The organism is Flavobacterium sp., from assembly GCF_030146175.1.
Classification (GTDB): domain Bacteria; phylum Bacteroidota; class Bacteroidia; order Flavobacteriales; family Flavobacteriaceae; genus Flavobacterium.
The window spans coordinates 1-9,504 of sequence record NZ_JASLCE010000127.1; the positions used below are offsets into that span (position 1 = coordinate 1).

At 37.6% G+C, this 9,504-nt stretch carries 9 protein-coding genes; 4 read left to right on the forward strand and 5 right to left on the reverse strand.

Annotation, left to right across the window (positions count from 1 at the left end; translation table 11 throughout):
* Nucleotides 1–256: 256 nt before the first annotated feature.
* From Q1R07_RS14385 to Q1R07_RS14395, 3 genes are read left to right on the forward strand one after another with little or no spacing between them, the layout of a single operon-like run.
* Complete coding sequence (locus Q1R07_RS14385; protein ID WP_300491586.1) at nt 257–646, forward strand: hypothetical protein; 390 nt, start codon at nt 257–259, stop codon at nt 644–646.
* A 2-nt stretch (nt 647–648) separates the two neighbouring features.
* Nucleotides 649–3,222 carry a DUF4132 domain-containing protein gene (locus Q1R07_RS14390; RefSeq protein WP_300491588.1) on the forward strand — a complete coding sequence of 858 codons (2,574 nt, stop codon included), beginning with the start codon at nt 649–651 and terminating at the stop codon, nt 3,220–3,222.
* A complete protein-coding gene (locus tag Q1R07_RS14395; protein WP_300491590.1) occupies nt 3,222–3,935 on the forward strand; it encodes a HesA/MoeB/ThiF family protein in 714 nt (237 codons plus the stop codon). Before Q1R07_RS14390 ends, Q1R07_RS14395 begins: the two co-directional genes overlap by 1 nt.
* Before the next feature lie 149 nt (nt 3,936–4,084).
* Here the strand turns inward: Q1R07_RS14395 and Q1R07_RS14400 are convergent, their stop codons facing one another.
* The 3 genes from Q1R07_RS14400 to Q1R07_RS14410 all read right to left on the reverse strand — a co-directional run bounded on the left by Q1R07_RS14400 (nt 4,085) and on the right by Q1R07_RS14410 (nt 7,325).
* Nucleotides 4,085–5,110, reverse strand: a complete 1,026-nt coding sequence (locus Q1R07_RS14400) for a hypothetical protein (protein WP_300491592.1) — start codon at nt 5,108–5,110, stop codon at nt 4,085–4,087.
* Nucleotides 5,111–5,327: 217 nt separating this feature from the next.
* A complete protein-coding gene (locus Q1R07_RS14405; protein WP_300491594.1) occupies nt 5,328–6,626 on the reverse strand; it encodes an alpha/beta hydrolase in 1,299 nt (432 codons plus the stop codon).
* 219 nt (nt 6,627–6,845) lie between these two features.
* On the reverse strand, nt 6,846–7,325 hold the full coding sequence (locus Q1R07_RS14410) for a hypothetical protein (RefSeq protein WP_300491596.1): 480 nt from the start codon (nt 7,323–7,325) through the stop codon (nt 6,846–6,848).
* A gap of 161 nt (nt 7,326–7,486) precedes the next feature.
* Between Q1R07_RS14410 and Q1R07_RS14415 the strand changes: the two genes are divergently transcribed.
* Nucleotides 7,487–8,047, forward strand: coding sequence for a DUF6642 family protein (locus tag Q1R07_RS14415; RefSeq protein ID WP_300491598.1), 561 nt, complete (start codon nt 7,487–7,489; stop codon nt 8,045–8,047).
* 10 nt (nt 8,048–8,057) lie between these two features.
* Here the strand turns inward: Q1R07_RS14415 and Q1R07_RS14420 are convergent, their stop codons facing one another.
* Nucleotides 8,058–9,044 carry an EamA family transporter gene (locus Q1R07_RS14420; RefSeq protein ID WP_300491600.1) on the reverse strand — a complete coding sequence of 329 codons (987 nt, stop codon included), beginning with the start codon at nt 9,042–9,044 and terminating at the stop codon, nt 8,058–8,060.
* A partial coding sequence (locus Q1R07_RS14425; protein WP_366526342.1) for a sugar O-acetyltransferase occupies nt 8,983–9,504 on the reverse strand: 522 nt, incomplete at its 5' end. The genes Q1R07_RS14425 and Q1R07_RS14420, both read right to left, overlap by 62 nt.

Below are 9,504 nucleotides of genomic sequence, written 5' to 3' on the forward strand. Positions count from 1 at the left end.
CCTCGTTTACACCGAGGGGGTCGGGGGTTCGAACCCCTCATCGCCCACAAATTTTAAAACTCCAACATTTTTGTTGGAGTTTTTTATTTTATACTCGATGCGTTAGCGAAGCTGGTTCAGCGCATTCCGATGTCATTGGGAGTAGAGAATCCCTCTTTCTCCGCCACTTTGAAAAAACAAAAATCCCGTCAAAGGAATTATTGCATGCCGACAGCACTAATTTTGTATTTTAGCAAATAACAAAAAAACACCTCCTATGAAAGTTCTGATTAAAGATGAACTGTTAAGTGGCAAATCGGTTTATGAAACAGAAATTGATTTTGCTACTGATATAGTAACAGTTCAGGATATTATCTCCCATAGAGTTACAAAAGAAGTCGAGGATTACAATAACCGGCTTCCGGAATATTTTAACGGTTTAGTCGAACCTGGAGAAGCAGAGAAAACCCTTAATGGATATAAACTCAAAGCTAAAAAACTCATTGACGCCGAAAAACAAGTGTATATCGCATTGGATGCCTTTCAGAAAAACGGTTTCTTTGTTTTGATTGATCAGTTACAGGCGGAAACACTTACGCAACAAATACATCTTAAACCGGACACGACAATTTCATTTGTTAAACTAACACCTTTAATCGGAGGATAGCCATGGGAATATTCGATAAATTAAAGAATGTGATAAAAGGAAATGCTGTAAATCCGGATTATGAAAAGTTTGATGGAATCATAAAAAGAACACACGAAGAGTACTCTGCAACGAATATTTATTTTTATAATGTCAAACTTAATACGTTACTGATTTATAAAGACGAAATTGTTAAATGGACCGATAGCGATAAACTGGAATTGGTGCTCTATTGTATTGACAGGATCAAAACCAATGCAACACAAAGATGGGGTGGAGCCAACGACAAAAAATATGAAGAAAATCAACTGCGGTTTGCCTATATCGCACAAATTTTCAGATCAAAGTTAGCTATTAGTACCACCGATTTGTGTCGGGTTATTACAGCTATTTATCAGGATGGACGGAAAAATGAATTTACCTTTCAGGATTGGTATCTTACCTATTTTATAAATCAGTTTGAAAAGCAACATAAAGACAAACCGCTGGATCCGATAGCGAAAAATGCACTTGAACTTCTGAAACAAGAAGTGGAAAAAAATTCAGCTTCCTATCTTGCTAAGGAAAATGCCAAACTGGTTGAAAAAATAGAAAACCTGCTTTTTGAACAAACGGCTGAAAATAGCATAAAGCCCGTTTTATTTTTGGGAAAAGATAATTTTGAATCTGCCGCCAATGCTGTGATTGCAAGTCGACCGGAAAAGGAAAAGCCCTTCTGGTACGAGTTGATTGCTAAAGCTCAAAAAGCGACAGGCTCAAAACCGAGCAAAAAATATATTGATGAAGCAAAGGCTGTGATTACGGCTTTAGGAACCGATGCCTTTAAAAAAACGGTATACGAACTTTTTACTATTGTTAGCAATCTTAAAGAAACGGTCATTGAGCATAAACAGCAATATGGTAATCAGGAATATGTGTATGCGGAAATAGAATTTCTTAGTCAGTTGAATACGGAGGCACTCAAAGGTTTTGTCTGGATGTGTTCCATATTTCATGATCAGCAAACCATACAAGCCATTAGTAAAATGGCCGATCGTTGCTTTAGAAAGATTCCACAAAAAGGACAGGCCTCTACAGCTGTTGGGAATGCTTGTTTGTATACACTGGCCAATTCAAAAGGATTGGATGGTATTAGTCAATTATCAAGGTTGCGCTTAAAAATTAAGCAGAACAGTACCTTAAAAATCATTGAAAACTATATTATTGAAGCAGCCAACAAATTGGGAGTTACCATGCATGAGATCGAAGATCTTGCGGTTGATGATTACAAGTTACAGAATGGCGTGCGAAAATGGAATATCGACAGTTTTACAGCCGTGTTGGAGATTACGCGTATTGGAAAATCAAACCTGATCTGGCTAAAGGAAGATGGGAAAGAACAAAAAACGGTTCCGACGGTTATAAAGGAAAAACAGGCCGCGCAGCTTAAAAAGATAAAAGCACTTCAGAAGTTGGTTGATCAGACTACTTCAACTCAGCGTGACAGACTGGATCGAATGCTAAGAAGTAATCGCGTATTAGAGATGGCCTATTTTAAACAACATTATTTGAATCACGGATTGTTGAGTGTTGTCACAGGGAGCCTTATTTTTAATTTTATAAATGAAAATGAAACAGTACAGGCAATTAAAATAGCAGAACGTTGGGTTACCAATACCGGTACAGAAGTGGAGATTGATCAATATAGTAAAGTATCGTTTTGGCATCCGGCTTCCAGTACAACGACACAGGTAAAACTTTGGCGGGATTATTTGATGGAGCATAGGATTTTACAGCCCTTTAAACAAGCGTTCCGCGAGATTTACCTGCTTACGGAAGCCGAAGTTAATACGCGTACCTATAGTAACCGAATGGCTTCTCATATATTAAAGCAACATCAGTATGTTACGTTGGCTAAAGGCCGTAACTGGACAGCAAGGTTAATAGGAGCGTGGGATGGAGGCGATATGGATACCGCAGCGTTGGAACTACCGGATTATAATTTAAGAGCGGAATATTGGGTTAATGCGTTGAATGCCGACAATGCGTTTAACGATACCGGTATCTGGAATTATGTTACGACCGATCAGATCCGTTTTATAGACACAACTACAAATGAACTGGTGGAGCTGATAAATGTACCCGCGATACCATTTTCGGAAACTTTACGGGATGTCGATCTTTTTGTAGGGGTAGCCAGTGTAGGTAATGATCCTACGTGGCAGGATTCAGGAGGATTGCCGGCTTATAGGGATTATTGGCAGTCCTATTCTTTTGGAGATTTGTCGGAAGTGGCAAAAAATAGAAAAGAAATATTGTCCGGTTTGATACCGCGTCTGAAAATTGCGAAGGTTACGACTATTGAAGATAAGTTTGTAGTGGTAAAAGGAAAACTGCGAACCTATAAGATACATATCGGAAGTACCAACATCCTGATGGAACCTAATGATCAATATTTGTGTATCGTACCGGACAGGAGTAAAAAAGATGCTACGGAGAATGTTTATTTACCTTTCGAAGGAGATAATGGACTTTCGGTAATACTATCCAAAGCCTTTTTACTTGCCGCGGATGATACAATTACAGATAGAACTATTACCTCGCAAATTAATCGTTGATGTTACGGTATCTCCAACAAACGGCAGTAAATGAAATTGGTGTTTACGGACAGCATTTAATAACCGAGGCTAAAGTATTGGTCGTAGGTGCTGGTGGACTCGGAGTGCCGGTGGCGACCTATCTTGCAGCAATGGGAATAGGGGAAATCGGAATTGCCGATTTTGATATTGTTCAGGAAACCAATTTACACCGACAGTTTGCCTACGTCCCAGAGGATATCGGTCGTTATAAAGCAGAGGTACTTTCGGATCGTCTTAGAGCACAAAACCCTACAATTAAGGTTACGAGTCATACCATCCGCTTGTCTACTGAAAATGCAGCTGAAATTATTGCAAACTATGATTTGGTTTGTGATTGTACCGATACTGTCGAGGCGCGATTGTTACTGGATCGCATGTGTTACGATGGGAATAAAAAACTGGTTTATGCCGCCGTTAAAGGTTGGGAAGGCTATGTTGCTATCTTACATGGTAAGGCAAAAATAAAATTGACCGATATTTTTAGCGAAGCCGAATTGTTATATGAATCCCAAAATACCTGTAGTATCGCCGGTGTTGTGAGTACGGTATGCGGTATTATTGGTTCTCAGCAGGCCAGTGAAGCAATAAAGATTATATTGGATATAGAATCCAATCTGGATGGTAGTATTTTTTGTTATGACGGAAAAAGTAATGGAATTAAAATTTTACGTCTTCACAAGCATGATATATAAAGCATTTAAAAAAGATTAAATCAGTGAACATAACAAAAAGAGGGCTGTCTCACTTTTGAGACAACCCTCTTTTTTATGCCTTTTTTTTAAACTATTTTGAAAATACGGATTTACGATTTTGATTAAATTTTCAGATAAATTAAATACGTTTATTCTTTTGTATTTAAATATTCAATTTCCCGGAACGTCTGACTTTCTTTAAAGAGAACCTTGTTCCTAAAATTCTTGGTGTGCTTATACGTCCAATTATTATACTTATCATAGCGATAATCAACAGCCGTTTCAAATAAAACACTTCCGCTACTATTAAGTTCTGTAACTAAAATTGGATTTTCATTTTTATCGTAATCCCAGATTTTGGTCATAGCATTATTCTTGAATTTAACCAAAAGATCCTTTTCATTGTATTCAAATATAAATTCTTCTGCAAAATTACCACTAAACGACTTTGTAGATTGGTGTCGAACATAGACAATCTTCATCAGCTTATGATCACTATAATGGAAAATAGCTTCGTATAAAAGTTCCGATTTATTCTTTTGACTATAGGTTTTAGATTCTAAAATCTGAAAGTTACTATTATAAATCACTATAGTTTTTGACTGTTCTTCACTATTGTTTCGAACATAAAATTTAAAAATCTGCCCATTTTCTTTGAAATGGTACTTTGAATCGCTTTGATTTGTTTTTTTCCAGGTATTAATTTTACCATCAGGAAACTGAATTTCTTCAATCAAGTCAAATTCTAAAAAGCTATTATAAATAATTTCGGTCTGAGATTCTTTTTCATTGTTGAAAAATTTTATAATCTTTAGTTTTTCGGGTACTTTCAAGCTCTCAGAAAACAATAAATCTTCCTGTTGACCATTTGCCTCAATCAAAACCCGCTGCAATTCAAGATTTTTAAGGAAGGTATACGTTGTGTTTTTGGTTTCAAAAGGACCTGAACGAATTATAGCATCAAAATAATAGACTTTTTCTTTTTCATATATTCGTTGGATAGAGGATTTTAAATCACCAAACAAAGCATAATCAATCCTGATTTTAGAATTAAACAAGTGAATATGCTTTGCAGCATCATTTGCCTTAACATAATCGTTTTGCAAATAGCGCTCTGTATAGAAAAGTAGGTCTGAATTATTCAGTCCTTTAATGTCACAAATTGTTCCAGACATACTTTTTTAGTACTAGTATCAAATCTTTATAAAAAGCTAAAAGTAGCCAAATACACCGAATTTTTGATATTTTCCTTCAAAATAGCAATTGGGAAAATTGAAAATGCTTTGAATTGAGAATTGTCCGTTAACCAAAATCCCTAGATATTAGTAGATTCCAAAATAAAACGCCAACAGCAATGTTGGCGTTCTTTATTTTAAACGACACGAATACCGTTTATTGTGCCTTTTGATCAAAAAAAGTTAAAACCGTTTCGTTAAATAATTCCGGCATTTTTGTAGGTGCTTCGTGATCACCACCTTTAAAGATGATCAGTTTGCTATGCGGAATTTTTTCGGCAATCAACTTGGTGTGTTTTTCTTTTACAACATCATATTGTCCGGCCATAACCAAAGTAGGCGCCTGGATTTTTTGTAAAGCATCCGGATTAATATTCGGCTCGGTTAATAAAAGCATTTTTAAACGATAATCCATATTAGTTTCCGAAATTCCTTTGCTTTCCATTTCTTTTACCTGTTTACGGATTAGTTTATTCGTTTCAGAAGTAACAGAACTATCATTGTTATATAAAACGGTTCCCATAATGGCCATTTTATTGATTTTATCCGGATGTTGCATTCCCAATACCACCGCGATATTTCCACCATCACTCCAGCCTAAGATGTTCACATTTTTTAGTTGTAGTTTTTCAAGGAAGGTATTCACATCTTCCGCCATTAGTTCATAGGTGATTTTGGTACCGTCGGAAGTCGATTTTCCCTGCCCGCGACTATCCAGACCAATGACCCTATACTTTTTACTCAGCGCTTCCAATTGTTTGTTAAAACTGCCCATTGAAGAATTATTACCGTGAATCAACAAAAGCGGTTCGCCTTTTCCATATACTTCGTAATAGAGTTTAATACCATTAACGTCCATATATTTTCCTAATTCGGCATTGCTTCCTAATGTTGGCGCAACCGTAAGCTTGGAATTATCGATAAACAGCGCTTGTTTTCCGGAAAAAACGGTTTCTTGAGATAATGATAGACTGGTGTTTTTATCCATCGTCATCGTTTTCCAGTTTAGTAACGAATCGCCTTCAAAATCGGAGTTGTGAATCGGGATTTCGATTCTATTTTTGCCGTCTTCTATAAATAATTTAAAATCGTCCAGATAGTAATTTCCGGGACCGGCAATGGCAACACCTATAGCGAGGAATTTTGCATTTTTATCAATTTTCCCATTGAGCACATACGAGCTCCAGTCGTCTTTTTTATGATAATCGCCCGCATTTTCATTATATAGAGCATTTTTTATCAGTTTACCGTTAGCATCTACCGAACGTGCCGCCAGTACGAGCCAGGAATCATTGGCTATCGGATCTTTGTAATATATTTTCCCTTCGAAGGTGAATTTTTTGCCTTGGTACGATTCAATATTGACAGCCTGATAAATTTCATAAAACTGCGCATAGGAGTTTGCTGAGGTTACCAGTAGCAGTAGGGTAAGTAATTTAAAATATAGTTTTGACATAGTACAATTTTTATAGGTTTTAATAGTAGACAATGCGTTTTATTTGTCTTTATTTTCCGGATAAATCAAGACAAATCGAATCATCATTGTAATCGGATTCCTGCATATCTAAAACCTTGCCATTTTAAGACAACTAAATTTCGGCGATCATAAAAAAAATAAAAACAGCTCTGAAATCATTTGATTTAGAGCTGTTTGTTTTAACGGGTGTATTTCGTGTTATTTTATAGCGTCTTGTTCTACTGGATCAAAAACAAACTTAGTACTGTCGAATACGATCGGGAATTCCGGTTTATAATACACAAAATTCATATAGCTGGCGGCAATACCACTACCTAGAATCAATTTGCCGTTGCGCTTTAAAAAAATTACCGGTACCACATTGATACCACCGCCAAAAGAACGATACCGATACTTCCCGCGTAAGGTATCACCGGAAATAATACCTTCAATATTCCCGGAATCTTTTACTGCTCGGCTTCCGTAATAGATTTGATACTGACCGTAAAAACGATCTTTATGGGTTTCAATCGCCAGTAGTGCCGTGTCGTTATGATGTACAGCACGATAATAGGAACGGTATTCGTTAAAATCCTTTTTCTGACAACCGGAAAGCAATACTGAAAAAGTAAGAATCAGCATACTAAGGATTAGCAGTTGCTTACTGTTTACAGGATAGGATATTTGGGGGTTATTCATTTTAAGTTTGTAATGTGAAATACGAAGATAAGATAAACGTTGAGGTTTTCGAACTTTTTTTCCGGGTTGACAGATTGCTTTAGATGCGTTAAAACCATAGACCTGCGTTCGGATTTAACGTAATAAAACTTATTTTTGCTGCGATTGCAAAATCTGATAATATGGACTACGATAAATTTATTTATTGCCTCGAAGCGGTTCCGGATAGCGAGGTATTTACGGCGACCGAAGTATATAAAAATCTCGAAAAACTAGCCGCCGAACAAGGTATAGACAGTATTTATAAAGTTTGCGATTCGATTGAAGGCCTAGAAGAAAGTTTGGGTACCTTATTGTATGAAGATCATAATTTTAAGAATTATGAAATCATCTATCTGGTGATGCAGGGGAAAGGGAACAATATCTGTTTAAATGGCTATTATTATAGCATCGAGGAAATCGCAGAGCTTTTTGAAGGGAAAATGAAAGGCAAGATCATTCACTTTGCCAATGCCAAAATTCTGGATTTAAACGACGACGAAGCGCAATATTTTCTGGATATTACCGGAGCCAGAGCGATTTCGGGTTACGGACAAATGCATCCTACAATTAGCAGCAGTAATCTCGATCGGGTTTTCTTTAGTTTGTTTGAAGATGACGATAACCTGGTCGAAATTGTCGAAACCTTACACGAAAAACACTATGCCTTGTGTAAGTTACTGGATTTCAGATTGTATTATTGATCAATAGATATTAGGCTGAAATAGATTCCTTACTCTTCTTACTCAACAAAAATATCGTCGAAATAATACAAATACTCCCGATCCAGTCGATTGTAGAAAACGGAACTTGTAACCAGAGTACAGCCATAATCGTAGCCGATAAAGGTTCGGCAGAAGCCAATAAACTGGCTTTTTGTCCACCGATAATTTGTACGGCGGTTAGGTAGCTGTAAAAAGCGATTAATGTCCCAAAAAGTACAATAAAACCCGTGTAAAGGTAGGTTTGTGTATCCCATTGTCCTTCGATGGCCCACGGTGCTTTTATAAAGGAGAAAGCAAGTCCGCCCAATAACATTCCCCATCCGATGATAATCGATGATTTATACCGACTTAATAACGCGATCGGCTGTAAGGTGTAAATCGCAAGCGTAACAGCCGACGCGAGTCCGAAAAACAAAGCCGTTCCGGATATTGCCAAACTATGGATGTTTCCATGCGTTACCAGTAAAAAAGTGCCGCCTACGGCCAAAGCGATGGCCAGATACTCGATAGGGCGTGGCAGTTTTTTGTTTTTTGCCGCTAGGTAAATGGCGATAAATACCGGCCCGGCATATTGTAAAACCGTAGCGGTCGCCGCATTGGAATGTTTGATTGCCGCAAAATAGGTGTATTGCACGGCTAGCATTCCGGTAGTGCTGAATATCAGTAATTGAATGGCATCTTTTTTGTTTTTCCAGATCGACCACAAATCCGATTTTTCGCCAAATCGGGCAAAAAGTAATAGAATCGTACCGGATACAAGCATTCGAAGGGTAATTAGCCATTCGACATTAATACCTCTTTGTTGAAAAAGGAATTGTCCGAATGTACCGGAAACGCCCCATAGCATAGCTGCTAAAACAGCCAGAAAAAAACCTTTGATAATGGATGATGGCATAAAATAGGGGAAGGGAAAATTATAACTCGTTCTCAGGAATGGCTTTAATAACACGGCACGGATTTCCGGCTGCGATAACATTGGCCGGGATACTTTTAGTTACGACACTTCCGGCACCAATAATAGCGTTTTCGCCAATCGTCACGCCTTGTAAAATCACGGTATTACCGCCAATCCAGACATTGTTTCCGATATGTACCGGTTTGGCATATTCGATACCAACATTGCGTTGTTCAATGTTTACAGCATGGTTGACCGTATATATACTCACATTAGGAGCAATCAGCACGTTGTCGCCAATGCGGACTTCAGCTTCGTCCAAAACCGTAAAATTAAAATTCGAAAAGAAGTTTTCTCCGATATGGATATTATAGCCATAGTCACAATAAAACGGTTGCTTGATACTGAATTTAGAACCGGTAGAACCAAACAATTCGCGGATAATAGCAGCTCGTGCCGCCTCTTCTTTTGGATGTAGGCGATTGTAATCGGTTACAAGGTCTTCGGCGATATCCCTTTCGGCATCCAGTTCGGCATCAAT

What these genes read in the sequence shown, in the direction of transcription:
- Q1R07_RS14390 (WP_300491588.1), top strand. Translation starts at nt 649, where the DNA reads ATGGGAATATTCGATAAATTAAAGAATGTGATAAAAGGAAATGCTGTA.
- Q1R07_RS14385 (WP_300491586.1), top strand. Translation starts at nt 257, where the DNA reads ATGAAAGTTCTGATTAAAGATGAACTGTTAAGTGGCAAATCGGTTTAT.
- Q1R07_RS14415 (WP_300491598.1), top strand. Translation starts at nt 7,487, where the DNA reads ATGGACTACGATAAATTTATTTATTGCCTCGAAGCGGTTCCGGATAGC.
- Q1R07_RS14410 (WP_300491596.1), bottom strand. Translation starts at nt 7,325, where the DNA reads ATGAATAACCCCCAAATATCCTATCCTGTAAACAGTAAGCAACTGCTA.
- Q1R07_RS14420 (WP_300491600.1), bottom strand. Translation starts at nt 9,044, where the DNA reads ATGTTATCGCAGCCGGAAATCCGTGCCGTGTTATTAAAGCCATTCCTG.
- Q1R07_RS14405 (WP_300491594.1), bottom strand. Translation starts at nt 6,626, where the DNA reads ATGTCAAAACTATATTTTAAATTACTTACCCTACTGCTACTGGTAACC.
- Q1R07_RS14395 (WP_300491590.1), top strand. Translation starts at nt 3,222, where the DNA reads ATGTTACGGTATCTCCAACAAACGGCAGTAAATGAAATTGGTGTTTAC.
- Q1R07_RS14400 (WP_300491592.1), bottom strand. Translation starts at nt 5,110, where the DNA reads ATGTCTGGAACAATTTGTGACATTAAAGGACTGAATAATTCAGACCTA.